General features: G+C 76.5%; 18 protein-coding genes. 9 read left to right on the forward strand and 9 right to left on the reverse strand.

The window, feature by feature from the left end; translation table 11 throughout:
- Positions 1–31: 31 nt before the first annotated feature.
- The 4 genes from WAB14_RS00210 to WAB14_RS00225 are packed head-to-tail and all read left to right on the forward strand — an operon-like array spanning position 32 to position 5,024.
- Positions 32–1,891 carry a polysaccharide biosynthesis protein gene (locus tag WAB14_RS00210; protein WP_340266224.1) on the forward strand — a complete coding sequence of 620 codons (1,860 nt, stop codon included), beginning with the start codon at positions 32–34 and terminating at the stop codon, positions 1,889–1,891.
- A complete protein-coding gene (locus tag WAB14_RS00215; protein ID WP_340266226.1) occupies positions 1,888–2,955 on the forward strand; it encodes an MraY family glycosyltransferase in 1,068 nt (355 codons plus the stop codon). The genes WAB14_RS00210 and WAB14_RS00215 overlap by 4 nt, the downstream gene beginning before the upstream one ends.
- Before the next feature lie 18 nt (positions 2,956–2,973).
- A complete protein-coding gene (locus WAB14_RS00220) occupies positions 2,974–4,173 on the forward strand; it encodes a glycosyltransferase (RefSeq protein WP_340266228.1) in 1,200 nt (399 codons plus the stop codon).
- Positions 4,170–5,024, forward strand: coding sequence for an NAD-dependent epimerase/dehydratase family protein (locus tag WAB14_RS00225; RefSeq protein ID WP_340266230.1), 855 nt, complete (start codon positions 4,170–4,172; stop codon positions 5,022–5,024). Before WAB14_RS00220 ends, WAB14_RS00225 begins: the two co-directional genes overlap by 4 nt.
- Positions 5,025–5,043: 19 nt before the next feature.
- Here WAB14_RS00225 and WAB14_RS00230 read toward each other — a convergent pair whose 3' ends face one another.
- Both WAB14_RS00230 and WAB14_RS00235 read right to left on the reverse strand, forming a co-directional pair.
- Positions 5,044–5,772 carry a DUF6270 domain-containing protein gene (locus WAB14_RS00230; protein WP_340266232.1) on the reverse strand — a complete coding sequence of 243 codons (729 nt, stop codon included), beginning with the start codon at positions 5,770–5,772 and terminating at the stop codon, positions 5,044–5,046.
- A gap of 10 nt (positions 5,773–5,782) precedes the next feature.
- Positions 5,783–9,886 (reverse strand): glycosyltransferase, encoded by a 4,104-nt coding sequence (locus tag WAB14_RS00235; RefSeq protein ID WP_340266234.1) that lies wholly within the window; start codon positions 9,884–9,886, stop codon positions 5,783–5,785.
- A 324-nt stretch (positions 9,887–10,210) separates the two neighbouring features.
- Here WAB14_RS00235 and wecC point away from each other — a divergent pair, with 324 nt between their 5' ends.
- Both wecC and wecB read left to right on the forward strand, forming a co-directional pair.
- Positions 10,211–11,482 carry a UDP-N-acetyl-D-mannosamine dehydrogenase gene (wecC, locus tag WAB14_RS00240; RefSeq protein ID WP_340266236.1) on the forward strand — a complete coding sequence of 424 codons (1,272 nt, stop codon included), beginning with the start codon at positions 10,211–10,213 and terminating at the stop codon, positions 11,480–11,482.
- The gene (gene wecB, locus WAB14_RS00245) at positions 11,479–12,648 is read left to right on the forward strand and encodes a non-hydrolyzing UDP-N-acetylglucosamine 2-epimerase (protein WP_340266238.1); all 1,170 of its coding nucleotides are present in this window, start codon (positions 11,479–11,481) and stop codon (positions 12,646–12,648) included. The genes wecC and wecB overlap by 4 nt, the downstream gene beginning before the upstream one ends.
- An 18-nt stretch (positions 12,649–12,666) precedes the next feature.
- Here the strand turns inward: wecB and WAB14_RS00250 are convergent, their stop codons facing one another.
- Genes WAB14_RS00250 through WAB14_RS00260 form a run of 3 tightly spaced genes read right to left on the reverse strand, consistent with a single transcriptional unit; the run spans position 12,667 to position 15,944 of the window.
- Positions 12,667–13,518, reverse strand: a complete 852-nt coding sequence (locus WAB14_RS00250) for an ABC transporter ATP-binding protein (RefSeq protein WP_340266240.1) — start codon at positions 13,516–13,518, stop codon at positions 12,667–12,669.
- The gene (locus WAB14_RS00255) at positions 13,511–14,395 is read right to left on the reverse strand and encodes an ABC transporter permease (protein WP_340266242.1); all 885 of its coding nucleotides are present in this window, start codon (positions 14,393–14,395) and stop codon (positions 13,511–13,513) included. Before WAB14_RS00255 ends, WAB14_RS00250 begins: the two co-directional genes overlap by 8 nt.
- Positions 14,379–15,944, reverse strand: coding sequence for a glycosyltransferase (locus WAB14_RS00260; RefSeq protein WP_340266244.1), 1,566 nt, complete (start codon positions 15,942–15,944; stop codon positions 14,379–14,381). The genes WAB14_RS00255 and WAB14_RS00260 overlap by 17 nt, the downstream gene beginning before the upstream one ends.
- A gap of 141 nt (positions 15,945–16,085) precedes the next feature.
- Between WAB14_RS00260 and WAB14_RS00265 the strand changes: the two genes are divergently transcribed.
- Genes WAB14_RS00265 through WAB14_RS00275 form a run of 3 tightly spaced genes read left to right on the forward strand, consistent with a single transcriptional unit; the run spans position 16,086 to position 20,573 of the window.
- Positions 16,086–18,686, forward strand: a complete 2,601-nt coding sequence (locus tag WAB14_RS00265; RefSeq protein WP_340266246.1) for an FkbM family methyltransferase — start codon at positions 16,086–16,088, stop codon at positions 18,684–18,686.
- Between the two features lie 31 nt (positions 18,687–18,717).
- Positions 18,718–19,203, forward strand: coding sequence for a hypothetical protein (locus tag WAB14_RS00270; RefSeq protein ID WP_340266248.1), 486 nt, complete (start codon positions 18,718–18,720; stop codon positions 19,201–19,203).
- Complete coding sequence (locus WAB14_RS00275; protein WP_340266250.1) at positions 19,200–20,573, forward strand: glycosyltransferase; 1,374 nt, start codon at positions 19,200–19,202, stop codon at positions 20,571–20,573. Before WAB14_RS00270 ends, WAB14_RS00275 begins: the two co-directional genes overlap by 4 nt.
- On the opposite strand, the gene WAB14_RS00280 is transcribed toward WAB14_RS00275, so the two are convergent.
- The 4 genes from WAB14_RS00280 to WAB14_RS00295 form a co-directional block, all read right to left on the reverse strand.
- Positions 20,570–22,009, reverse strand: a complete 1,440-nt coding sequence (locus tag WAB14_RS00280; protein ID WP_340266252.1) for a glycosyltransferase family 2 protein — start codon at positions 22,007–22,009, stop codon at positions 20,570–20,572. The genes WAB14_RS00275 and WAB14_RS00280 overlap by 4 nt on opposite strands.
- Before the next feature lie 4 nt (positions 22,010–22,013).
- Positions 22,014–23,246 carry a hypothetical protein gene (locus WAB14_RS00285; RefSeq protein WP_340266254.1) on the reverse strand — a complete coding sequence of 411 codons (1,233 nt, stop codon included), beginning with the start codon at positions 23,244–23,246 and terminating at the stop codon, positions 22,014–22,016.
- A gap of 3 nt (positions 23,247–23,249) precedes the next feature.
- On the reverse strand, positions 23,250–24,437 hold the full coding sequence (locus WAB14_RS00290) for a class I SAM-dependent methyltransferase (protein ID WP_340266256.1): 1,188 nt from the start codon (positions 24,435–24,437) through the stop codon (positions 23,250–23,252).
- Positions 24,438–24,568: 131 nt separating this feature from the next.
- Positions 24,569–25,615: an LCP family protein gene (locus WAB14_RS00295; protein ID WP_340266258.1), complete on the reverse strand. Its 1,047-nt coding sequence runs from the start codon at positions 25,613–25,615 to the stop codon at positions 24,569–24,571.
- Positions 25,616–25,747 lie beyond the last annotated feature (132 nt).

A 25,747-nucleotide genomic window follows, 5' to 3' on the forward strand; every position in this document is an offset into this window, starting at 1 on the left:
GTCTATCGTGGCCGGTCGTGAGGAGGGCGGAGTGACCAGCGAGCAGCAGGTCCGCCGCGGCAGCACGTTCGTGCGGTGGTGGACCGGGCCGACCAAGGCCGTCCTCGACGCCGTCGTCCTCGTGGGGTCGGTGCTCCTCACCATCACGGCCCGCCTCGACCTCACGATCGCGTCGACGATCGACCCGGTCGGGCTCACGTGGTACCTCGTCGCGGTCGTCGGCACCCTGCTGGCGGTCGGCACCGCCGTCGTCTACCGCGGGCAGTACCGGTACGGCTCGTTCGAGGAGATCAGCGTCCTCGCCGTCGTCGTCGGCATGACCTCGGTCGTCGGGCTCGCCTTCGCCGTCCTCGGTCCGCAGCCGCGCGTCGTCCCACTGTCGGTGCCGGTCGTGTCGTCCGCCATCGCCCTCATCGGCATGGCGGGCCTGCGCTGGATCGGCCGGCGGGCCATCGACGCCCAGTCGGCGCCCGGCCGCGATACCGAGCGCGTCCTCGTGCTGGGCGCGGGCGAGAGCGGCTACCAGGTGATCCGGGCGATGCTCAAGGACCCGACGAGCCCGTTCCGGCCCGTCGGGCTCATCGACGACGACCCGGGCAAGCGGAACCTCCGCATCGAGGGCGTCCGCGTGCTCGGCACCACGGCACAGCTCGCGGACCTCGCCCGGCGCACGAGCGCCACCACCGTCGTGCTCGCGGTCCGCACCGCCTCCGCGGCCGACGTCCGCCACCTCACGGCCACCAGCCGCGCGGCCGGCCTCCGGCTGCTGAGCGTGCCGTCGACCGAGCGGATGCTCGGCAGCCAGATCGAGCTCGGCGACATCCGCGCGCTCACGGTCGAGGACCTCCTCGGCCGGCACCAGATCTCCACCGACGTCCACGAGATCGCCATGTACCTGACGGGCCGCCGGGTCCTCGTCACCGGCGCGGGCGGGTCCATCGGCTCCGAGCTGTGCCGGCAGATCCACGCCTTCCACCCCGCGGCGCTCGTCATGCTCGAGCGGGACGAGTCCGCGCTCCACGCCGTCCAGCTGAGCATCGAGGGGCACGCCCTGCTCGACGACGGCAACCTCGTGCTCGCCGACATCCGCGACCCCGACCGCCTCCGCGAGGTCTTCGCCGAGCACCGTCCGGACGTCGTCTTCCACGCCGCCGCGCTCAAGCACCTGCCGCTCGTCGAGGCCCACCCCGGCGAGGCCGTGCAGAGCAACGTGTGGGGCACCCTCAACGTGCTGCGGGCGGCGAAGGAGAGCGGCGTCGAGCGGTTCATCAACATCTCGACCGACAAGGCCGCCGACCCCACGAGCGTCCTCGGGTGGTCGAAGCGGATCGCGGAGCGCCTCACGGCCGAGTTCGCCCGCGACGGCTCCCGCTACATGAGCGTGCGCTTCGGCAACGTGCTCGGCAGTCGCGGCTCCGTGCTCCACACGTTCGCCGACCAGGTCGCCCGCGGCGGGCCCGTCACCATCACCGACCGCCGCGTCACCCGCTACTTCATGACCGTCCCCGAGGCGGTCGAGCTCGTCATCCAGTGCGGGGCCATCGGCGGCGCCGGGGAGAGCCTCGTCCTCGACATGGGCGAGCCGGTCCTCATCGCCGAGATCGCCGCCCGCATCGCCGACCTCGCGGGCGCCACGGTCGAGGTCGTCGAGACGGGGCTGCGGCCGGGCGAGAAGCTCCACGAGGACTTGATCGGCGCCGAGGAGGTCGGGACCCGCCGGTCCCACCCCCTCATCACGCACGTGCCGGTGCCCCCCCTGCCGCCCGGCACGGTGACCGGGCTCGACCCGCACCGGCCCCGCGAGGAGGTGGTCGCCGCGCTTCGGTCGGTGTCGGAGCACGGCCTGCCCGGTGCCGCGGGCTCGCCCGGGCTGGAGGTCAGCGCGACGTGAGCGGGCTCGTCCCCTCGCTCGGTCTCGGCCTGCTCGCGGCCGTCGTCACCGCCGCCCTGTGCCCGCTGCTGCCGGGGCTGCTGCGCCGCGCCCACCTCCTCGACGCCCCCGGCGACCGGTCGTCGCACACGGTCCCGACCCCGCGAGGCGGCGGGCTCGCCGTGCTCGCCGGCGCCGTGGTGGCAGCGGTGGCGGCGCTCGCCCTCGGTCCGGCCGTGCCGGTCCTCGCGGGCGGCTGGGTCCCGGCGCTCGCCGCGGTCGGGGTCGCCGCCGGCCTCATCGGCCTCGTCGACGACGCCCGCGGCCTGCCGCCGGGGCTCCGCGCGGTCCTCCAGCTCCTCGTCGGCACGGGTGCGGGGCTGCTCGTCGTCGCGCTCGACGGCGTCAGCTGGGTGTGGGTGCCGGTCGCGGCCGTCGCGCTCGCCGCGTACGTCAACGCCGTCAACTTCATGGACGGCCTCAACACGGTGACGGGCCTCCACGCCGTCGTCACGGGCGTCGCCTTCGCCGTCATGGGCGTGGTCGCGGACGCCACCGGCCCGGCGGACACCGAGTGGCTGCTGCCGGCGGGGCTCGTCGTCGCCGGTGTCGGGCTCGGGTTCCTGCCGTTCAACGGGCTCTCGGGCGGGCCCGCCCGGCTGTTCCTCGGCGACGTCGGCTCCTACGGCCTCGGCGCGATGATCGCGTTCCTCGCGGGCGCCGGCTTCCTCACCGGCCTGCCGCTGGAGATGGCGCTGGCCCCGCTCGTCGTGTGGCTCGCCGACACCGCGCACACCCTGGTCCTGCGCATGGCCGCGGGGGAGCGGTGGTACCTGCCGCACCGCACGCACGCCTACCAGCGCCTCACCGACGCCGGCTGGTCCCACCGCCAGGTCGGGGTCGCCGCCGCGGGGGCCACGGCGCTCGCCGCGGTCGTCGCCACGCTCGTCGCGCAGGACGCTCTCGTGTGGCGGCTCGTCGGCGCCGTCGCCCTCGTCCTGCTCGGCTGGGCGTGGGTCAAGCTGCCCGCGTGGCTCGGTCACCCCTCGCCCTGGGGCGCGGTCGCCCGCGCCCGGCGCGGCTGAGGGGTCGGGCCCGCCGCCGTGCGCGTCACGCTGCTCACCCACTACTACGAGCCCGAGGTCGGGGCGCCGCAACGGCGCTGGGCGGCGTTCGTGCCGCGGCTGGTCGCCGCCGGGCTCGACGTCACGGTCGTCACGACCGTTCCGCACTACCCCGTCGGCCGGGCCGCGCCCGGCGCGCCGGGCCCGGGGCGCGGCGTCGGCCGCCACGGCGAGACGGTCGTCCGCGTGCGCTACCTGCCGTACGACGGGGCCCGGGGGCGACGGGCGCTCGACCAGCTGCGCGTCGCGCTCGCGTCGGTGGCGCCCGCGGTGCGGTCACGGCCCGACGTCGTCGTCGCGACCGTGCCGGGCCTGCCGACGCTCGCCGCCGGCCGCCTCGTCGCGACGCTCGCCCGCGCCCGGCTCGTCGTCGAGATGCGCGACGCGTGGCCGGACCTCCTCGACGACGCCGGCACCGGCCCGGCCGCCGTCCGCGGGGTCGTCCGTCGCGTCGTGACCGCGCTGCAGCGCTCCGCCGACGCCGTCGTCGCCGTCAGCGAGCGCTTCGCCGCCCGGCTCGCCGCGCGCGGCGTCCGGCGGGCCGTCCACGTCGCGAACGGCACCGACCTCGCCCTCGTCCCGCCGCTGCCGCGCCCCGACCCGCCCGCCGCCGGCGAGCCGCTGCGGGTCCTGTACGCCGGGACGGTGGGGGAGAGCCAGGCCGTCCACCTCGCCGTGCGGGCCGTCGGGCTGTGCCCGCCCGGCACGGTGACGCTGACCGTCGTCGGGCACGGCGCCGCGCTGCCGCTCGTCCACGCCGAGCGCGACCGGCTGCCCGACCCCGCGGCCGTCACCGTCCTGCCGCCGACGGACCCGGACGGGGTGCGGTCGCTCCTCGCCACCCACCACACGGCCCTCGTCACGCTGCGGGACTGGCCCTCGTTCACCGCCACCGTGCCGTCGAAGCTCTACGAGCTGCTCGCCGTCGGCCGGCACGTGAGCGCGGTCGTCGCGGGGGAGGCCGCCGACGTCGCCGTGGCGGCCGGCGGCGCCGACGTCGTCGCGCCCGAGGACCCCGCGGCGCTCGCGGCGCTGTGGCAGGCGCTGCACGACGACCCCACCCGGCTGGTCGTCGGGGAGGCGCCGCGCCGCTGGGTGGCGGCGCACGCGGACGACCCCGTCCTCGCCGACCGCTACCGCGACCTGCTCCGGTCCCTCGCGGGGGAGCGGTCGGCGTGAGCGGCTGGGTCGTGCTCGGGGGCAGCGGCTTCGTCGGCGCCGCGGTGCTGGCCGCCGCCCGGGCCGCCGGGCACGACGCCCGGGCGCTGCCGGCGCCCCGGCTCGTCGCCCCGGTCGGGTCGGCGCCGCAGGACCTCCTCGCCCTCGCGCGCGGCCCCGCGGCGACGCTCGCGCCGCAGGTGGCGGGAGCCGACGTCGTCGTCAACGCCGCGGGCCTCGCGACCCCGGGCGCGCCCGCGTCACCGGAGCTCACCGGCGCCGACGCGCTGCTGCCGGGCGTCGTCGTCCTCGCGGCCGGCGCGGCCGGGGTGCCGCGGGTCGTCCACCTGTCCTCGGCCGCCGTGCAGGGCGAGCGCGCCGTCCTCGACGCCTCCGACGTGCTCGACCCGCGCACGCCCTACGCACGGGCCAAGGCCGACGGCGAGCGGGTCGTCGCGCTCGCACGCGCCCACGTCGCGTCGCGGGTGGTGCTCGCCCGGGCGACCAGCGTGCAGGGCACGGGCCGGGGGACGACCGAGCAGCTCGCCCGGCTCGCGCGCTCGCCCCTGTCGAGCGTCGCCGGAGCCGGCGACGACCCCGTACCCGTGACGAGCGCCGAGGGCCTCGGTCGCTGGGTCGTGGGGCTCGCGACGGCCGACGACCCGCCGGCGGTCGCGCTGCAGCCCGGCGAGGGCTGGACCACGGCCTCGCTCCTGCGCCACCTCGGCGGGCGGGAGCCGCACCACCTGCCGGTGCCCCTCGCCCGCGCCCTGGTGCGGGTCGGCTACGCCACGAGCCGGCTGCTCGGCGGCCGGGGTCGCGCGGCCGTGCGGCGCGTCGAGCTCGTGTGGTTCGGCCAGCGGCAGGTGTGAACCGACGCGCGCCGACCCGTCAGCTCCGCGCGAGGGACATCGCTTCGAGGTGCTGCAGGAGCGCCTCGTAGTAGCCGCCCACGTAGTGGTAGTGGTCGAGGCCCCACTTGTGGTCGGGGTCGGCGACGACGACGTCGTCGGGCGCCTGCCACTGCTCGCCGCCGAAGGCCGTCGCGAGGGCGTCGTACATGACGGCGAGGCGGCCGTTGACCCGCTCCGCGCGCTCCAGGGCCTCGTCGTCGAAGCGGGCGTCGCCCACGGCCCGCGTCGCGAACAGCGCCCGGTGGACCACGACGCGCACGTCGGGCATCCGGGCCCGCAGCCGCGGCGCCGCCCGCGACACGGCGTCGGTGAACAGCTCGACGCGCTCGTCGGAGTCGACGTCCGCGCCGGGAGTGGCGGTGAGCCGGCTCCGCAGCGACGTCTCCGCGAGGTGCGTGGAGTACGTGACGACCGTGCCGTCGAGCCGCGCGAGGCGGAAGCGCTCGTCGATGAGGTCGACGAGGAGGACGTCCGGTCCCGTCGCGGCCGCGCGCTGGAGCACGGTCTTGTCGAGGTCGGACTGCACCATGCGCGCCCGCCACCCCTCGAGCGGGCGCAGGGCCTCGAGGCTCGGCACCGCCTTCACCGGGGGTCGCACCTGCGACACCCACGACGTCCGCGCCCAGTACCCGGCGAGGTCGAGGGCGTGCGGGCGGTGCTCGAACGTGTCCCGCGACACGCACGAGCCGATGACGGCGACCTTCACGGGGCCCGCCTCAGCCCTCGGGCCCGAACAGGCTCCGGCAGAACGCGGTCATGGTCTCCTCCGGGTCGAACAGCTGCGCAGCCGTCCGACGGTAGCCCTCCCGCGCCCTCGCCGCCGCCGTGTCGTCCTCGAGCACCCCGACGGCCCTGTCGACGAGCGCGTCTACGGACGCCGACACCCACGACGGCGGGTACACGCGGTCCGCGCCGGGCCACGCGAGCAGGAGCGGGACGGCGCCACTGGCGGCGCCGTCGGCGACCGTGAGGTGGAAGGACTCGTGGTCGCTCGTCGACAGGACGAAGCCGACCTGCCGGTACCACTGCGGCATCTCGCCGAAGCCGTCGAGGTGGACCGCCCCCGCGAGCCGCGGGTCCTCGGTGAGGCGGGCGAGCTGTCCCTCGTACCAGGCGAGCTCGTCGGGCCGGTCCTTCATCCACGGGTAGTCCTCGGGTCGCTTGCCCCGCACCCGCAGGACGACGTCGTGGCCGCGCTCGCGGATCCCGGCGACGACGTCGAGGGCGAGGTCGAGCCGCTTCGCGCGTGGCGTCATGCCGACGAAGCCGATCGTGCGGGCCGCCTCCGGGGTCTTGTCGAGCCGGAGCGCGGCGACGTCGACGTAGTTCGGCACGACGCTCGTGCGGGCGGCGTCGAGACCGAGCCGCAGCGTCACGACGTCCCGCACGTGCGGGCCGACGAACATGACGTCGTCGAAGCGGTCGAGCCGCACGGCCGCGAGGAGGTTCGAGCGCAGCTCCTGCGCGTGGAGCCGGCCGACGAGCCGCTGCCCGGGCCGCACCCGGCGGCTGTACCAGGCGGCGTTGCCGAGCAGCCACTCGCACAGCACGACGTCGGCCTGCCCGAGGAGCTCCTCGCTGCGGGCGGCGTCGTGCTGGTTGTGGCCCTGCCAGCGGTCCTCGAGCACCTCGTGGCCCTCGGCGCGCAGGCGGGCGAGGAGCGGCTCCGCGAACTTGAGGTCGTGGCCGGCGACGAGCACCCGGTGCGGGCGGGGCCGCACCTCGAGCCGGTCGCGCGGGGCGGGCGTGGCGTGGTGCAGCACGACGGGGGACCGCTCGTCGCCGGGGACGAGCAGGCGCGGGCCGGTGGGCGCGGCCAGGGCGTCCGCCCCGTCGGGACCGAGGCCGAGGCCCTCGCCCGCGGGCGAGGCGGGGTCGACGACGAGGGGCGTCGTGCGGGTGACGGGCCGTCGGTCGACGACGACGTCGCGACCCACGGCGCGTGCGACGTGGAGGACGTCCTCCACGAGCGTCTCCGGCCAGGTGAGGACGTCGTCGGCGCCGGCCTCGAGCCGGGCGGCGTCGGCCGGGGCCTCGTCGGGGGCGACCAGCCGGATCCCCGACATCGCCGCGACCTGCGCCACCGTCGGGTCGGGCGCGGGTGTGGCGAGCGCGGTCGGGTGCACCGTCTGCCGGAGCACGGCCTCGACGACCGCGGTGTCGACCCGGTCGACGACGAGGGTGCACGGCGGGGCCGCCGGCCCCTCGACGGCGAGGCCGACCGTCCGGGCGACGTGGGCGAGGCGGTGGCCCACGAGGTGCGCGCGGTGGACGGCGCGGAACATCGCGAGGGCGTCGACGAGCCGCTCGTGCGGCTCGTCGTGCCAGCGATGCAGGACCGCGGCGGCCTCGGTCCGGTCGGCGACGACGGGGAAGTCGTCGCCGAGGGTCTCGACGACCCCGCGGCCTCGCCCGCTCAGCACCGCCGCGCCGCTCGCGGCGATCTCGACGACCCGGCGGCTGAACATCGTGGGGGAGTCGGTGACGGAGTTGACGTTGAGGTGGACGGGGTGGTGCCGGTACGCCTCGACCATCGCGTCGTACGGCAGCCCGCCCCGCACGGCGCCCGAGAAGCGCTCGGGGAAGTGGTACGGGCTGTCGGGGTGCAGCAGCTGCCGGTCGTAGACCGTGAGCCCGACCTCGGCGGCGGCGTCGAGGAGGTCGTCGAGCTCGGCCGACCGGTCGGGGTAGCGGTCGCCGTAGTACGTGCCGGCGTACGCGACGAAGGAGTCGAGCGGCTGCGTGGCGACGGGCCGGTGGAGGAGCGGCTGCGCGGCGAACGGCAGCGACGACACCGTCCGGTTGAGGGTGCCCGGCTCGCGCATGTACCGACGGATCATCGTCGCGTCGGTGGTGAGGACGTGGTCGAACAGGGCGGCGGCCGGCGCGAAGCGCCGGTAGTGGACGGGGTCCTCCTTGTTCCAGAACACCGTGGGGACACCCCGCTCCCGGCACGCCTCGACGAGCTCGGCGAGCCGGTCGAGGCCGGTGTCCTCGTAGCAGCCGACGAGCTTCGTCCACGCGCCGCCGTTGCCCTCCCACGCCGACTCGACGAGCAGCAGGTCGAGGCCGTCGAGCACGTCGCCGGTGTCGCCGGGCACGAGGCGGACCGGCTGCACCTCCGCGCCGAAGGTGTCGGTGGTGAAGCGGTCGGCGACGAGCCCGACCCGCAGGTCCGCGAGCGGTCGACCCGGCTGTGCACCGGTGCCGACGGTGACGAGCGCGTCGTGGACCGCCGCGACCCGCGCCGCGGTGCTCTGCCACGAGCGGTGCTCGACGACCCACGCCCGGCCCCGCCGGCCGGTCTCCGCCCGCAGCGTCCCGTCGCGCAGGTACGGCTCGAGCGCGTCGGCGAGCGAGCCGGCGTCGTCGGGAGCCGCGAGGCTGCCCGTCGTGCCGTCCTGCGTGTAGACGACGTGCGGCGCGACGGACGTCACGACGAGCGGGCGGGCCGTCGCGAGCGCCTCGAGCGGCTTGAGCGCGGACACGAGCTCGGTGACGGCGAGCGAGCGGCGGGGCACCGCGACGACGTCGAACAGGTGCATGAGCCGGCGCGCCTGGACGTGGTCGACGCGGCCGGTGAACGTCACGTGACCCTGCAGCCCGAGCGCGGCGGTCCGCTCCCGCAGCCGCGGGCCCTCCTTGCCGTCGCCGACGAGGAGCAGGTGGAGGGGCACGCCCCGCTCACGCAGGAGCGCCACGGCGTCGAGCAGCACGTCGAGGCCCTCGTACTGGACGAAGCTGCCCGCGTAGCCGACGACCGGCACACCCGGGGGCAGGTCGACCCCGGTCGGGCCGAGGTCGACCCGGTCGAGCGGGGCGTAGTCGTCGACGTCGACGCTGTTGGGGGCGAGCGAGATCCGATCCGCGTCGACGCCGCGGCGGACGAGCTCGTCCTTCACCTGCTCGGTGATCGCGAGGACGTGGTCGGCCTCGCGGGCGCACAGCGCCTCGAGGTCCCGCTGGAGGCGGAACATCTCGCTGTCGGCGTAGCCGGGGTTCGCCGACGCGCCCGTCACCTCCCACAGGCCGCGGACCTCGTAGACGAACGGCACACCGAGCCGGCGCGCGGCGATGAGGCCGGCGAGGCCCGTCGTGTAGTTGGACGCCGCGTGCACGACGCCGGCGCGGTGCGCCCGGGCCTCGCGTGCCACGAGGTCGGCGCTGACGGCGAGGTACTCGAGGAACTGGTCCCGCTGCCGGTCGGCGCCGGGGGTGAGGACGAGGGTGGCGCCGTCGAGCGGCACGACGCGGCGCTCCGCCCGCCCCACGCCCTCGACCTCGTCCCACGGGAAGCCGGGCCGCGTGACGACGCGGACGTCCCGCCCGAGCCCGGCGAGGGCGCTCGTGAGCCCGCCGGTGCGCTGGGCGTAGCCGTTGCTGAGGTGCGGCGGCGCGGAGTACGCGACGTAGACGACGGCGTCGCGGCGCGGGGAGTACAGCGCGGCGTGCTGGCGCGGCGGCACCGGGACGGCCTCCGGGCGCAGCCCGTGCAGGCCCCGCACGTGCGCGAGGAGGGCCTCGGCGGGCCGGTTGTCCCGGACGTCGGCGTACGTGACGTCGGCGAGGACGGTCGCCGCCCCGGTGAGGTCGCCGTGCTCGGTGAGGACGGCGCGGGCGGCCGCCAGGGTCGCGCGGAGCTCCGGCGGCAGGGGTCGGTCGACGCGCCGGCGCCGGACCACCGGGGCGGGGCGCGCGCCGAGCAGCCGCGTCCGCAGCCGCTCCCGCACGCGCCACAGCCGGCGGCGCAGCGGGTACGAGCGGCGGACCGCCTCCCGGAGCAGGTCGGTGGCGCCGGATCGGCGGGCGACGTCCCGCACCCCCGCGGGGGTGCGGGCGGCGAGGCGCGCGAGACCGCTGCCGGCCGGGCGCGGGGACGGCGTGGGGCGGGGCGCGGTGTCGATCGTCGTGCTCCTCGGGCTCCGGGCGGCGCCGGGACTGCGCCCGGCCGGTGCCGGGGGGCCGCGTCCTGTGCCGTCACGGGTCGTGGTGCGTCCTCCCGGGTGCCCAGTATGGGCGCCTCGTGGCGTCCCGGACGCCTCCGCGCACGCGTGTAGCCTCGCCACGGCACGGCCGGGCAGGTGCCGCGCGCCCGCGCGCGGCCCGCCGAGGCCTCCCCCGCGCACTGAGAGGACGACCCTGACATGCAGGAACTCGGGACCATCGCGGTCATCGGGCTCGGCTACATCGGCCTGCCGACGGCCGCCGCCATCGCCGCGCGCGGCCACCGCGTCGTGGGCGTGGACGTCAACGAGAGCACCGTCTCGGCGGTCTCGGAGGGTCGTGTCCCGTTCGTCGAGCCCGACCTCGGGGGAGTCGTCGAGAAGGCGGTCGCCGACGGCCTGCTGACGGCGACCACCGAGATGCCGGAGGCCGACGCGTACGTCGTCGCCGTCCCGACGCCGTTCCTCGACGACAAGTCCGCCGACCTGTCGTACATCAAGGCCGCGAGCGAGGCCATCGCCCCCCGCCTGCGGGGCGGGGAGATCGTCATCCTCGAGTCGACGTCGCCGCCCGGCGCCACCGAGCAGATGGGGGAGTGGCTGCTCGCCGCCCGCCCCGACCTCGCCGTCGCCGGCACCGGCGACGGCCGCCCGGAGGTGTTCCTCGCCCACTGCCCCGAGCGGGTCCTGCCCGGCCGGATCATGGTGGAGATCGTCGAGAACGACCGGGTCATCGGGGGCGTGACGCCGGCGTGCGCCGAGCGCGCCGCCGACGTCTACCGCATCTTCTGCCGCGGCGAGCTCCTCACGACCGACGCCCGCACCGCCGAGCTGTGCAAGCTCGTCGAGAACAGCTTCCGCGACGTCAACATCGCCTTCGCCAACGAGCTCGCGGGCATCTGCGACGAGCTCGGCATCGACGTGTGGCGCCTCATCGAGCTCGCGAACCGCCACCCGCGCGTCAACATCCTCAAGCCCGGTCCCGGCGTCGGCGGGCACTGCATCGCCGTCGACCCGTGGTTCATCGTCGCCGCGGCCCCGGGGCGCTCCGCCCTCATCCGCCAGGCCCGCGAGACGAACGACGCGCGCCCGGCGCAGGTCGTCGACAAGGTCCGCGCCGCCCTGCCCGAGGGTCGCAGCGCGACCGTCGCGGCGCTCGGGCTCGCGTTCAAGGCCGACGTCGACGACCTGCGGGAGTCCCCGGCGCTCCACGTCGCCGGGGAGATCGCCGACATGCTGGGCGAGGAGGGCACGCTGGTCGCCGTCGAGCCGCACGTCGAGGCGCTGCCCCGCTCGCTCGCCAACCGCCGCAACGTCGAGCTCGCCGACCTGTCCACCGCCCTCGAGCGCGCGGACGTCCTCGTGCTCCTCGTCGACCACAAGGAGTTCGCGGGCGTCGACGCCGGGCAGATCGGCGGCAAGGCCGTCGTCGACACCCGGGGGCAGTGGCGCCACGTGGTGGCAGCGCGATGAGCGAGCCGGGGGGCGCGCCGAAGCGGGTCATGCTCGTCTACGGCACGCGGCCGGAGGCCATCAAGATGGCCCCGCTCGTGCCGGCGCTCCGCGAGGCGCCCGGCCTCGAGCCGGTCGTCGCGGTCACGGGCCAGCACCGGGAGATGCTCGACCAGGTCAACGACCTGTTCGGGATCGTCCCCGACCACGATCTCAACATCATCCAGCCGCGGCAGACCCTCGTCGACGTCACCGTCAAGGCCCTCACCGGCCTCTCGGACGTGCTGAGGGCCGACCGCCCGGACCTCGTCGTCGTCCAGGGCGACACCACGACGAGCACCGTGGCGGCGCTCGCCGCCGCGTACGAGCAGGTCCCCGTCGCGCACGTCGAGGCCGGGCTGCGGACGCACAACCGGTACTCGCCGTTCCCCGAGGAGATCAACCGGCGGGTGACGGGCCAGCTCGCCAACCTCCACCTCGCCCCCACCGCGACGAGCCGGGCGAACCTGCTCCGCGAGGGCGTCGACCCCGCCGACGTCGCCGTCACCGGTAACACCGTCATCGACGCCCTCCTCGGGGTGGTCGGCCGCGGCGCCGACCTCACCGACCCCGCCCTCACGTGGCTCAACGACGACCCGCGGCGCGTTCTCCTCGTCACCACGCACCGCCGGGAGTCGTGGGGCGAGCCGATGGCGGCGGTCGCCCGCGGCCTCGCGCGGATCGCGCGGGACTTCCCCGACCTCGCCGTCGTCATCCCCCTGCACCGCAACCCGGTCGTCCGCGAGGTCGTCATGCCCGCGGTCGAGGGGCTGCCGAACGTCACCGTCCTCGAGCCGCTGGAGTACGCGGAGTTCGCGCGGGTCATGAACCGGGCCCACGTCGTCCTCACCGACTCCGGCGGCGTCCAGGAGGAGGCCCCGAGCCTCGGCAAGCCCGTGCTCGTCATGCGCGAGAACACGGAGCGGCCCGAGGCCGTCGAGGCGGGCACGGTCCGGCTCATCGGCACGGACGAGGACCGGGTGGTCGACGAGGTGTCGCTCCTGCTGCGCGACGAGGGCGCCTACGCCGCCATGGCGAACGCCGTCAACCCCTACGGCGACGGGCACGCGGCCGAGCGCTCCGTGGCCGCGATGGCGCAGCTGCTCGGCACGGGCTCGCGGGTCGCGGACTTCGCCCCCGAGTCCTGACGCCCCGGGGCGCCGGAGTCAGGATCGCTCGACGACGGCGCTGAAGCTGCGGTCGAGGCCGACGACGGGCCCCGGCAGGCGCGGGGCCTCGCGACGGGTGCCGGCGCGGAAGTGGCGCCAGCCGGCGTTGTAGTCCTTGTACGCCCCGAGGACCTCCTCGGTGGGCCCGTCGAGGCGCAGCTCCCCGTCGTGGATCCACATCGTGCGGGTGCACGTGTCCTCGACCGCCGCGAGGGTGTGGCTCACGAGGAACACCGTGCCGGCCTCGGCCTGCAGCTGGCGGATGCGCTCCTGGCTGCGTTCGCGGAACTCGGCGTCGCCGGTGTTGAGGGCCTCGTCGATGAGGAGCACCTCCGGGACCTTCGCCGTCGCGATGGCGAACTTGAGGCGGGACCCCATGCCCGCGCTGTACGTGCGCATGGGCCGGTAGATCGCGTCGCCGATGCCGGAGAACTCGGCGATCTCGTCCTTGCGCTCGCGGATCTCCTTCGGCGTCATGCCGATGGCGAGGCAGCCGAGCTCGATGTTCCGCTCGCCCGACAGGTTGGGGAGCAGGGCGGCGTTGACCCCGAGCAGGGTGGGGGTGGCGCTCGCCCACACCGCGCCACCGCTCACGGGGCTGAGCCCGGCGATGGCACGGAGGAACGTGCTCTTGCCGGAGCCGTTGCGCCCGACGATGCCGACGGCCTCGCCGCGGTGGACGACGGCGGAGATGCCCTTGAGCGCCTCGACCCGCTGCCGGGTGGTGCCGCGGCGCCGCCTGCCGTCGCCGCCGTGGCGGCCGACCTGGACCTCGAACGTCACCCGGAGGTCGTCGACGACGACGGTGGGCGGGGAGCCGCCGGTGCGGCGGGAGGTGCGCTCACTCACGGGAGTACACCTCCTCCGCGCGCCAGAACGCGAGGAAGCCGAGGACGGTGAGGACGAGGGCCCAGGCGGTGCCGAGCAGCCAGTACCGGGCGTCGCTGACGGTCTGGTAGAGGACGGCGTCCCGGGCCAGCGTGAGGTAGATGTGCACCGGGTTGAGCTCGAGCACCGCGAGCAGACCGGGCTGGTCGGCGGCGAGGCGGCGGATGTCGAAGAAGACGCCGGAGGCGTACAGCCACAGCCGCAGGAGGAACGGGATCAGCTGCCCGACGTCGTTGACCTGCGCGGTCAGGCGCGCGGCGAAGAACGCGACCCCGAGGTTGAACAGCGTGACGAGCACGAGCACCGGCACGAGCAGCAGCCAGTGCCACGTGACGGGCGACACGGGCGGGGAGATGAGGACGACGACGAGCATGACGCCGACCGCGGGCAGGAAGCCCAGCGCCTGCCGGACGACGAGGCCGATGGGCAGCGCGGCCCGGGGGAAGGCGAGGACCTGGATCATCCGCCGGTTGCCCGTCACCGCGCGGGCGCCCTCCGACACCGCGCGCGCCGTGTACTGGTAGAGGAAGATCCCGATGACGAGGAAGCCGATGAAGTCCTCGACCTGGTCCGACGTCCCGAGCAGCAGCCCGAAGATCAGGTAGTACGCCAGCCCGAGCAGCAGCGGGTTGAGCACGAGCCACAGCGGCCCCAGCCGGTCCTGGGCGGTGTTCGACGCGAGGCCGGAGCGTGCCGTCGACAGGATGAAGTGCCGCCGGTCCCACAGCTGCGCGAGGTACACCCCGAGGGAGGGCCGCCGGCCCACGGGACGCAGGCCGTGCTCGCGGCCGAGCGCGGCGAGCTCCTCGCTCGTCACGCGGTCACCGGCGGACGCCATGGGCCCAGACCTCCTCGTACACCTGCCGGTAGACCGCGGCGTTGGCGGTCCACGTCCTGTCGCGACCCACCCGTTCCCGCGCGTGCGCCCCGAGCCTACGGCGTGTCGCGGGGTCGGTGAGGCGCGCGAGGGCGTCGGCGAGGGCGGCCGGGTCCTCCGGGGCGACGACGAGCCCCTCGACGCCGTCGTCGGCGAACTCCCGCAGCGCCGGCAGGTCGCTGAGCACGAGCGGCAGGCCCGCCGCCATCGCCTCGGCGGGCTTGAGGGGGGTGACGAGGCGGCAGACGGGCGTGTCGGTGCGGGGCACGACGAAGACGTCGAGGGCGGCGAGGTGCGCCGGCACCTGCTCCTTCGGCACCCGCCCGGGCAGGACGAGCCTCGCCCCGGCCGGCAGCTCGCGGCCGAGCCGGGCGAGGCGCGGGGCGTCGTCGCCGGCGCCGACGAGGAGGACCGTGACCGCGGTGCCCGAGCCGGCGAGCCGGGCCGCGGCGGCGAGGAGCACGTCGAAGCCCTCGTAGTCGACGAGGCTCGACACGCTGCCGACGACGTAGTCGTCCGGGCCGATGCCGAGCGCCCGCCGGGTGGCGTCCCGGTCGGCACGCCGCGCGGCCTCGTCGGCCCCGCGCGCGAGGAGGTCGTCGTCGACGGCGTTCGGCACGAGGCGGATGTCCCCACGGCCCGTCCGCGCGGCGAGGTCGTCGCGCATCCCCGCCCCGATCGTGAGGGCGGCGTCGGCGTGCTGGACGGCGAACTCCTCCTGCGCACGGAACAGCGCGTACCGGTCGCTGTCGCGGGCACCGGGACCCGTCCGCTGCGCCCACGTCTCCTCCAGCACCCCGCGGACCTCGTAGACGACCGGCAGGCCGAGCCGGCGCCCGACGTGGAGCGCGGCGAGGGCGTTCGGCCAGTGGCTGTGGGCGTGGAGCAGGTCGGCGCCGGTGTCGCGCGCGAGCCGCTCGAGCGCGTCGAGCCAGCGCCGCAGCCGGGCCTCGGCGTCGAACGGGAGGGTCCGGGGCAGGAGCCGGTGGTAGGGGATCCCGTCGACGACGTCAAGGGCGGGGCCCGGGAGGCGTCCCACCGTCGCGGGGTAGCCGAGCGGGGTGGCGGCGGCGACCTCGACGTCGGCCTGCGCGCGCTGCACGCGCAGGACTGCCTGCGTGCGCTGGGTGTACCCGCTGCGGGTGTGCGGCAGGGAGTTCGTCACGACGTGGAGGACGCGCCGGCCCCCGCCGCTCGCGGGGGACGCGGGCGTGGTGTCGGGGCGCCACCGCGCCGCTGCCAGCTCCGCGGCGAGGCGCCGGCGCAGCCGCGAGGCCGCCGGTGCCAGCGCCACGGCCTCCTCCCAGCGGCCGGCGTGCCAGGCGGCGCGGGCGGCGGCCAGGGCCGGTGCCCCGGCGCTGCCGTCGCTCAGCCGCGGTGCGAGCCGGTCCGCGACGGCGGCGAGGGGACCGGCCCGGCGCAGCGCCCGGAGCACCACCTCGGGCTCCTGGGTCGCGCGGGAGAGCACGGCGCTGCCCCACAGCAGCAGCCGGTCGGGGGCGGCTGGCACCGGGCAAGGAAACCACAGCGGGCGCGTGCTCCCGGGCGGAGCCGGAGGCGCTGGTACGTTGCCCGGGACCGCGGGCGGCGCACGGTGGCCTGGAGGGCGCGGGTGGACACGCGACGAGGCAGTCGGCCTGGAGGTCCGGTGGTGGAGCAGGGGACCGGAGCGGTCGCCGCGGGTCTGACGACCGTCCGCGCCGACGGCGTCGAGTACCTCATGGCGCTGCCGGACCGCGGCACGGACTACATCCAGCGCTCCATCGCCGACACCGGCGCCCCCTACGAGGCGCGCATGCTCCGGGCGATGGCGCAGTGGGCGGGTGAGGGCGACCTCGTCGTCGACGCCGGGGCGAACGTCGGCAACCACACGGTGTTCCTCGCGGCGGTCCGCGGCTGCCGGGTCCTCGCGATCGAGCCGGACCCGCACCTGTGCGCCGCGGTCGAGCGGTCCGTCGCGGCGAACGACCTCGCCCACCTCGTCCGCGTCGAGTGCGCCGGGCTCGGCGCCGAGGCCGGGCTGGGGCGCCTCGTCGTCGGGTCCGGTGCGAACGTCGGCGCGCAGCGGCTCGAGGTGGGCGACGGCGGCGTGCCCGTGACGACGCTCGACGCCCTCCTCGCCGGCGAGGCCGTGCACGTCGTCAAGATCGACGTCGAGGGCATGGAGTGGGAGGTGCTCCGCGGGGCGGAGCGCACGCTCGCCGAGCACCGGCCCGTGCTGTTCGTCGAGGCCGCCGAGCCGGGCGGCCTCGCGCGCCTGTCGGCGTGGCTGCGCGAGCGCGGCTACGCCTACGTCGACACGTTCAACGCCACGCCCACCCACCTGTTCGTCCGCGACGACCACCCGCGGCTGCTGCCCGAGCTCATCGAGCGGCACGAGCGCGCCGTCCGGGACCGGCTCGAGCTGGAGGCACGCTCGCGCAGCGCCGAGCAGCGCCTCGCGGTGGCGCGTCGCGCGCTCGCCCGTCCGCGCGTGCCCGCGGACGGCGCTGTCGGCGACGGCGCTCCCGGCGACGGCGGCGCGAGCGTGTCGACGGCTGCGGCCCTCGGGCGCCACGCGCAGGAGCGGCTCCGCGCGGCTCTCGGGCGCGAGGAGCGTGCGCTCGTGGCCCTGCGGGAGGCCGTCGGCGAGGTCGAACGCCTCGTCGAGGAGTCCGAGCGGCAGCGCGCCGACCTCGAGCGCGCGGCCCACCGGCTCGCGACCCTCCGCCGCTCCCGGCTGCTGCGCTCGGCGGCCGCGCTGCGCCGGACCGGCAGCGCCCGCGACGTCGTGACGCTGCCCGCCCGCCTGCTCCGGGCGATGCGACCGGTGGCCGTCCCGGCGCCCGCCGCGACGGTCGCCGGGGCGCCGCCGACGTCCCGGGCCGTGCCGCAGGGCGCGCGCGGGGGCACGAGCACCCGTGAGGTCGACGAGCGGCTCGCGGTGCTCGCGACGACCATCGCGGCCGGACCCAGGAGCGACGGTCCCGACGGGCCGCGGGTCGCCGTGGTCGCGGCCGCGTCCGTCGGCGGGGTGCTCGCCCCGGCGTGCGCGCTCACCATGCTGTCGCAGGGGGGGTGGCGCGACGAGGTGGCGCTCGCCTCGCCCGAGCTCGTCGTCGTCGCGGGCACCGGCGCGCCCGCGTACGGCGGGTGGCCCGACGCCGAGGGCGTCGAGCTGCTCGCGTGGGCCGGGCCGGCGGGCGTGCCGGTCGTCCACTGGCGGGGGAGCGACGACCCGCCCGTGTGGGTGCAGGCGGTGCCCGCGACGCTCGACCTGCCCCCCGCGGTGGACCTGCACGTTCACGGCCCCGTCGCCGCGTCCCCCCGCGCGCGGACCGGGGTCGTCGTCGTCGGCGCCGGGCCCGACGCCGAGGTGCTGCGGGACCGGGTCGAGGCCGCGGGCGCCGCGGCGCGCCTCCTCGCACCGGCCATGCGGCTGGACCCCGGCGTGGGCCGCAAGACGGCGGTGATCGTGATCCACCCGTCCGTCGGACCGCACGCCGACCAGCTCGTCGTCCAGGCGCTCGCCTGCGGCGCCGCCGTCGTCGCCGAGCGGCACGGCGGTGCCCTCGACGACCTCCTCGCCGACGTGCTCGCGGGTGACAGCACCCCTGGCCGGCTCGCCGCGCTCGCCGCCGACGACCGTCGACGAGCCGTCCAGCGCGCACGGGCCCTCACCGCCGTGGCGCACGACCACACGGGCCTCAGGCGCCTGCAGCAGCTGGCCGCGGCCGCGGGTGCGGCTCTTCCGGCGCCCTCCGGCGCACGCGTCCTCGCGCTCCTCGCGCCGCCGGACGCGGCCGCCGCCGAGCGGCTCGTCGCGACCGTCGCGCGGCAGGCGGACGTCCGGGTGCCGGTCGTCGCCCTCGCCGCCGGCGACGCCGCCCGCGTGCTGTCCGAGGGCCTGCCCGACGCCGTGGTGCTCGGAGAACCCGACGACGTGGCCGCGGTGGTGGCCGAGCGGCTGCTCGTCGACGTGGACCTCGTGGCCGTGCTCCACGAGGACGACCGCTACGGCGAGGACTACCTGTCCGGGCTGGCGCTGGGTCGGCTGTGCTCCGACGGCGAGGTGTTCGGCAAGGCCGACCCCGGCGCGCCCGACTTCGTCGTCGCCCGCCGGCTCCCGGTCCGCCGCTCGGCCACCGCTGCCGGGTACGCCCACCACGTCGACTGGGCGGACGCGCTGCTGCGGCGGGACGACGCCGAGATCGTGTCGGGACGGTGCGTCGTGCTCGACGCGGAGGGCTACCAGCAGGGGGTCGATCGATGAAGGGACCAGCGGCGACCTCGGGGGAGACGGTGTGAACGCGACGAGCGTGCGGCGCGCGGCGGTGGTCGCAGTGACGCTGGCCGTCGCCGCGGCCTGCGTGGTCCTGCTCGGCGCGACGGGCTGGCTCCTCGCCGTCGAGGTCCTCGTGCTCGGGGTCGTCGTCGACCTGTCCCTCCTGCTGCGCGCCGAGCGGCGTGCCGCCGCCGCGCGCCACCGTGCCCGCGAGGCCGCCCGTCGCGCGTCGGACCAGCAGCGTGCCGCCACCGCGGAGTCCCTCGCCGAGACCCGGTCGGGGGTCGAGGCGCTCGACCGGCGTCTCGACGCGCTCGCCGACCGCCTCGCCGAGGTCGCGGCCGCCGTGCGGGAGGTCGGCCTCGTCTCGGACCGTCTCGAGACGGGCCTCCGCCGGGTCGACGACCAGTGCGTGTCCCTGCGGCTCGAGGTCGACCGGGCGACGGCCGCGATCGCCGACCGCGCCGAGCTCCTCGAGGCCGCCGAGGGCACCGAGCGGGCGTGAACGGGGACCCGAGGCCCGGCGTCACGGTCGTCGTGCCGTGCTACCAGGCGGGCGGCACGGTCCTGGAGTGCCTGGAGTCGCTGCGGCACCAGCGCCTGCCCCGCGCGGCCTTCGACGTGGTCGTCATCCACAACGGCCCCCCCGACCCGGCCGAGCAGCTCGTGCGGCGCATGGCCCGCCGGTACCCGACGTTCGGGCTCACCCAGCGCCGGTCACCGGAGGGCGCCGCGGCCGCCCGCAACGTCGGGATCGAGGCGAGCGACCGCGAGCACGTGACGTTCGTCGACCACGACGACGTCGTGACCCCCAACTACCTCCGCGGTCTCCTCGAGGCGGCAGGCCCCGGCGTCGTCGCCACGGCCCAGCTCGCCGACCGCGACCCCCGGGGCGGGGCGCTGCCGGAGTCCGACCTGTCGCGGGCGCTGCGCGCCGCCGCCGGGCACGAGCGCCAGGTCGGCTCCCTGCCGCAGGTCATCGGGTACTCCGTCGGCAAGCTCGTCCCCCGCGCGTGGCTCGACACGGTCCGCTTCGACCCCTCGCTGCGCAGCGGGGAGGACGTCGAGTTCTACCACCGCCTCTTCCGCGACCACCCGGCGCGGCTCCTCGTCACCCCGCCCGGCGAGGACTGCACGTACGTGCGGACGGTGCGGACTGGCTCCCTCGGGCGCCGCGAGGTCTCGTGGGGGTTCAGCGTCGAGGAGCGGCTCGCCGTCGTGGCGCGCCTCCATGCCGCCCGGGACCCCGACCGCGCGCCGGGGCCGCTCCTCGCGACGGCGCTCGCCGGTCAGGCCTGGCACATGAACCGCTACCTGCGCCTGCACCCGCAGGACCGCACGACCGTCGTCGACGCCGTCCTCGACCTCGGCGTCACGTACTTCCCGTTCCCGTCCCTCAACCGCTCCATGGCGCGCGCCGCGACCCTCGCCTACCGGTTCTCGCCCTACGCCGGGCCCGCGCACGAACCCCTCGTCCGGCTGCTCGAGGAGCGCGGTGAGGTGCACGACGTCCTGCAGGCCGACCTCGACGGGCACCACCCGCCGTCGTGGCAGTGGCGCGACCGCACCAACCGCCACCTCGACGAGCGGGTCCTGCTCGCCGTCACCGACCCGGCCGACCGCTCACCCGCGGCCGTCGAGGCGTACGTCGAGCGGCTCGTCGAGGCAGTGCGGGAACGCGCGGCGCGCAAGCGGTACGACACGCTCGTCTGCACGACGGAGCGGGTCGAGGACGTCCTCGCCTGCCGGCGGCTCCGCGGGATCCTCCCGGGCGTCCGATGGGTGTGCCTCGACGCCGGGCCGGCGTCGGACCCCTCGCTCGACCGCGCGGACCTCGCCGAGGTCGACGACCTCGTCGTGGCGGGCGCGGACTAGGCGCTCACCGGGACGTCGACGGCGTGGACGTCGAGGTCCTCGCCACGGAACCACCGGCCCCCGGAGACGGCGGAGACGACGTCGTCACCCGGCGTGGCGCTGCCGCTGAGCCGCCTCGCCCGGTTGAGCGCTGCGACCCGGTGCACCCGCAGGCCGGGGTCGACGGCCCCACCGACGGTCGCGGCGAGCAACCCGAGGTCGGTGCGCACCATGGTGTCGACGACCCGCTCGAGGGCCTGGGGACCGAGCCGGGCACCGGCCGGCAGCCTCGTGACGAACGGGACCGCCGGGTCGGTGCCGGCCATGGCGTCCGGACCGTCGACGAGGACGAAGCGGGGGTCGGCCCTCACGTACTCGCGCACGAGCCGGAACGGCATGCGGTCGTCCCGCAGCGGGGACCAGCGCCCCTCGTCCAGGGTGCGCCACGGCCCGGCCAGGCGGACCTGGAAGTCGTGGAGCGGGCCGCCCGCCACCGCGAGGAGGGTGGCGACGAGCGCGTCGACGCCGGACGGGTCGATGCAGTGAGCGGTGACGTCGACGCCGACCGCGACGACCGGGACGTCCCACAGCGGCCCCTGCGCACGGCGCCGGAACCGCGGGAGCGGCATGCGCTGCGCGACGTGGGGGCGGTTGTAGGCGATCACCCGCTCCTTCGTCGTCATGACGGTGGACGGACCGAGGTGGAAGGCCGCCGCGCGCGGCTCCGGCACGAACACCGCACCCTGGTTGTACAGCCGGTAGCCGGCCTCGGAGTCCTCGGCGAGCTTGAGCGAGACGTCGAGCCCGCCCGACGCCGCGAGGAGGTCGGCCCGCACCGACGCCGTCGCGCCCACGAGGACGCGGAAGGCGTCCCACCCCGCCTCCGCGAGACCGCACGTCCGGTCGACGATGGCCTCGATCCAGTCGTGGGGCAGGCGGGGCACCGACGCGTCGACGAGCGCCTCCTCCTGCCCGGCCCGCACGCGCCGGACGACCTCCGCCGGCGTGGCGAGGGGAGCGTCGACGAACCGCTTGTACCCGAGGGTCACGACGTCGTCGGCCACCTCGTGCCAGCGGACCTGCGCCTCGACGTGCTCCCGGAACGGCAGCATGTCGGAGTCGAGCCACAGCACGACCTCGCCGGTCGCGTGCTCCGCGCCGGTCTGCCGGGCCGCCGCGCTGCCCCAGCCGTGGCGGGGGTCGGTCGCGACGACGCGGGTGCCGGCCGGCCGCGGGCCGGCGAGCCGGACCGGCACCGCGCCGCCGTCGTCCACCACGAGCACCTCGAGGAGGTCCTGCGGGTAGCTCTGCTCCGACAGCGCCGCGAGCGTCAGGGGCAGGGTGTCCGCGCAGTCGTACGCCGGGACCACGACGCTGACGGTCCGCCGGGGCGTCCACCGCCCGAGCTCCGGTGGCCGGAGGCTGCGCCAGTCGTTGCGGAAGACGGGACCCGTCACGGCGTCAGACCCACCGGCGGTCGTCGTCCGCGTCCGTCATCGCGGGCCCCCCGGCCCGCCCCCACGTCTGGTGGTAGGCGCGGTCGAGGAAGTAGTCGACGCCCGGGTCCCACGTGTGCCCGTCGCGGGACCGGCGCAGGACCATGTTGTGGGCGTGGGTGCGGTAGATCGTCGCGCCGGCCGCCGTCGCGGCGGCGAGGAGGCCGGCGTCGACGCCGCTGGCGAGGGACGGGAACCCGCCGAGGTCCTCGACCGTCTCGCGGCGGGCGGTGATGGTGCCCCCGGCGACGTGGGTCGTCGGCAGCTCGTTGACGGACTGCCGGGCGACCGTGACGTCGAGCGCCTCGAGGTGGACGAACTCCGCGTTGCAGCCGACGACGGCGGCGCCGCTGGTGGTGAGGGCGGTGCGGAGCTCGCGGAGGTGGTGCGGGCCGTACCAGTCGTCGTCGTCCCACTTCGTCACGAGGTCGGTGCCGGCCCGCCGCACCGCCGCCGTGAGGACGTCCCCGAAGACCTCGTCGGCGCCGTGGACCGCGACGTCGGCGGCGAGCCCGGAGTCGTCGAGCGCCCCGCGGGCGTCGTCCGGCAGCCGCTCGACGCCGTGGAGCGCGATCACGAGGACCGGCCGGACCCCACGCTGGCCCGCCACCTGCTCGACGGCGTGCCGGAGCATGCCCGGTCGGCGGGAGCACAGCACGACCCCGACCTCGGGCTCGGGTCCTGCCGGCGCCGCCCGCTCCACCGCACGGCGGAGCCGGATGCTGTGGGTCTCCCGCTCCAGCGGGGCCCACGGCCCCGGGGCCCGTCCGACGAGCCGCGCGAGCGGGCGACCGAGCAGGTGCTCGGCCCACCGGGGGAGGGGCCCGCTCACGAGGGGGACGCCCGCGGCGGCGAGGGCGACGACGAGCCGGGTGTGCGCGAGGGGGTCGCGGACCGAGGACCACGTGACCTCCACCGCCGACAGCGGGCGGAGGGCCGCGACACCGACCGGGGCACCGCGCTCGAACCCGACGGGGGCGCGCCGACCGCCGGGCATCTCGACCGACCAGCCGAGGGTCGAGTCGCGCAGCACGCCGGTGTCGGGGGCGTGGCGCACGAGGAAGCCCCCGCGGTGCGCGGCGAGGACGTCGGCCGTGGCCGCCGCGACCCCCTCCGGCAGCTCCCACACCGGGGAGCCGTCGGCGGCCGCGGACCACGCGGAGGGGCCGGGTCGGTCGAGGCTCGCGGGGGCGTGCACGGGTCAGGCGCCTCCGAGGGTCACGCGCACGCAGCCCTTCTCGTGGTACGGCAGCGTCTCGGCGAGCGCGCCCTCCTCCTCGACCCAGCGCTCGACCGCCGCGCGCTCCGCGGGCCGCGCGGCGTCGTCGAGCAGGAGGACGGCGTCGGGGGCCAGTCGGTCCCGCAGCAGCGGGAGGGCCGGGTAGCGGGCGCAGTCCGCGGTGAGCTCCGGCGGTCCGTCGACGAAGACGACGGCGACGTCGTGGAGGTCGGCGAACGCGGCGGGTGAGTACCACACGACCTCCTCGCCCGAGGGGGTGCGCACGCGCTCCAGCGGGGCGAGCCGGACGTCGGCACTGCCCTGCACCTCGGTGCGGGCCAGCTCCTCGAGGGTGTGGTCCCGGAAGGTCTCCTCGTGCTCGAGCGCGACCACCCGGCCCCCGGTGCCGAGCTGCTCGAGCAGGGCGGCGAGGTAGACCGTCGAGACCCCGCTGCCGCACTCGAGGACCGTGACGGGTCCGGTGCGGGCGCGCCTGTCGACCTCCTCCAGCAGCGTGAGGAGCACGTCGGGGGAGGCGGCCCACCCGCGGGCGTGGCTGTGGAGCAGGTGCCCGCCGGGCAGGAGCTTGTCGAGCTGCTGGAGGGCGGAGACCTGCCGGTACTCCGTCTGCAGCTGCCGTGTGACGGCCGGCACCACGCCGGCCTGGGCCTCACGGGTCTCCCGCACGGCGGCGAGGACGTCCGTGCTGCTGCGCTCGACGGCGGCGGCGTGGGACTCGCCCGCCTCGCGCACGGCCGACTCGACGCGGTCCGCGAGGCGTGTGGTGTCGTCGGCGAGCAGGCGCAGGTCCGCCTGCGTCGCGCCGGCGAGGCTGTCGAGCGACAGGCGCAGCTCTGCGACGGCCGCGCTGACCTCCTCGAGCCGGGGCGCGAGGGCAGTCGCGTTGTCGCGGGCGGCGAGGGCGGCCACGCGGCGGTCGAGGGCGGCGAGGGCGCGGGACAGGGTGCGGACGTCGCCCCGTGCCCGGGAACCGACGCGGTACGTGGCGCCCGCGCGGCGCAGCACCCACAGCTGGAGGCCCGCGACGGCGGCGAGCGCGAGGACGACGAGGGCGTCACCGGCGCCGAGCACGCCCGTGACGGTGAGCACAACGAGCACGACGACGAGGACGGCGGCACCGGCCGCGGCCCCCGCCCGGATCCGGCTCACGGTCTGCCCCCACGGCAGCGGCGCACGCGACGCACGAGTCCCCTCTCCTCACGGCCGGGTGCGCCGCAGCGCCCCGGGTCTGACGCCCGCACCCTAGTCGACCGCATGGCGTGCCGGTCGCTCACGCAGCGTCAGGACACCTCGTCGCCGAGCAGGTCGTCGGCGTGCGTGGCGACGTACTCCGGCATCTGCTCCTCCGTGGCGGCGCGCCACAGCTCGTCGGCGCCCGCCTCGTCGAGCACCACGATGGACTGCCCGTCGGCGCTGCGGCCCGTGCCGTCGGTCGGGACCGTGAGGAAGTGCATGTCGTCGCTGCGCAGGTTGCGCAGCTCGAGCGCGAGGGAGCGCAGGTCGCCGGCGCCCATGCCCGCGTCGAGGGAGATCGAGCGGGTGGTGGCCCGCAGGAAGTCGTCGAGGCGACCCGGGTTGGTGAGGGTGTCCCGGCTGGCCGCCTCGGACAGGACCGCGCGGATCCAGTTCTGCTGCCGCTTGACGCGGTCGAAGTCACCGCCGGCGAGGCCGTAGCGCTGGCGCACGTAGCTCAGCGCCTCCTCACCGCCCATGCGGTACGTGCCGGCCTCGAACTCCGCCCGCATGTCGCCGGTGTCCTCCGGGACGGTGATCTCGACGCCGCCCAGGGCGTCGGTCATCGCGACGAAGCCCTCGAAGTCGACGACGCCGAGGTGGTCGACGCGCAGCCCGGTCAGCTGCTCGACGGTCTGGACGAGCAGCGGGGGACCACCGAAGCTGAACGCCGCGTTGATCTTCGCCTCGCCGTGGCCCGGGATGTCGACCCACGTGTCCCGGGGGATCGAGACGACGTAGAGCGCGGAGCGGTCCGCGGGCAGGTGCACGAGCATGATCGCGTCGGTGCGCTGGGCGCCGAACTCCCACTGCGAGGCGTCCCCGGCGGAGATGCGGCTGTCGCTGCCGAGCAGGAGGTAGTTCCGGGCGACGCCGCCGTCCTCCCCTTCGACGGGTGCGGGCCGCTGCTCCTCCGGCAGCGCCTCGAACGGGTCCTCGAAGCGCTCGATGTTGGCGTCGTAGCGGGCGCGGAAGGCGAGGTCGGCAGCGACGACCCCGACGCCGACGAGCGCGACGAGCACGCCGACGACGACGAGGGCGCGTACCCAGCGCCGGCGGCCGGGCCGGGCGTGACGAGGTGGTGCGGTGCTCACGGTGTGCTCCTCGGTGCGGTGCGGATCACCCGGTCGGTCGCGGTCGGTCCCGGCCCGGCTGACCCGTTCGGGCCAACGATCTCACGCGGTGTCATCGGTCGACGGCGGCGCGGACTTCAGTCGAGGGGCAGA

Source organism: Aquipuribacter nitratireducens (assembly GCF_037860835.1).
GTDB lineage: Bacteria > Actinomycetota > Actinomycetes > Actinomycetales > JBBAYJ01 > Aquipuribacter > Aquipuribacter nitratireducens.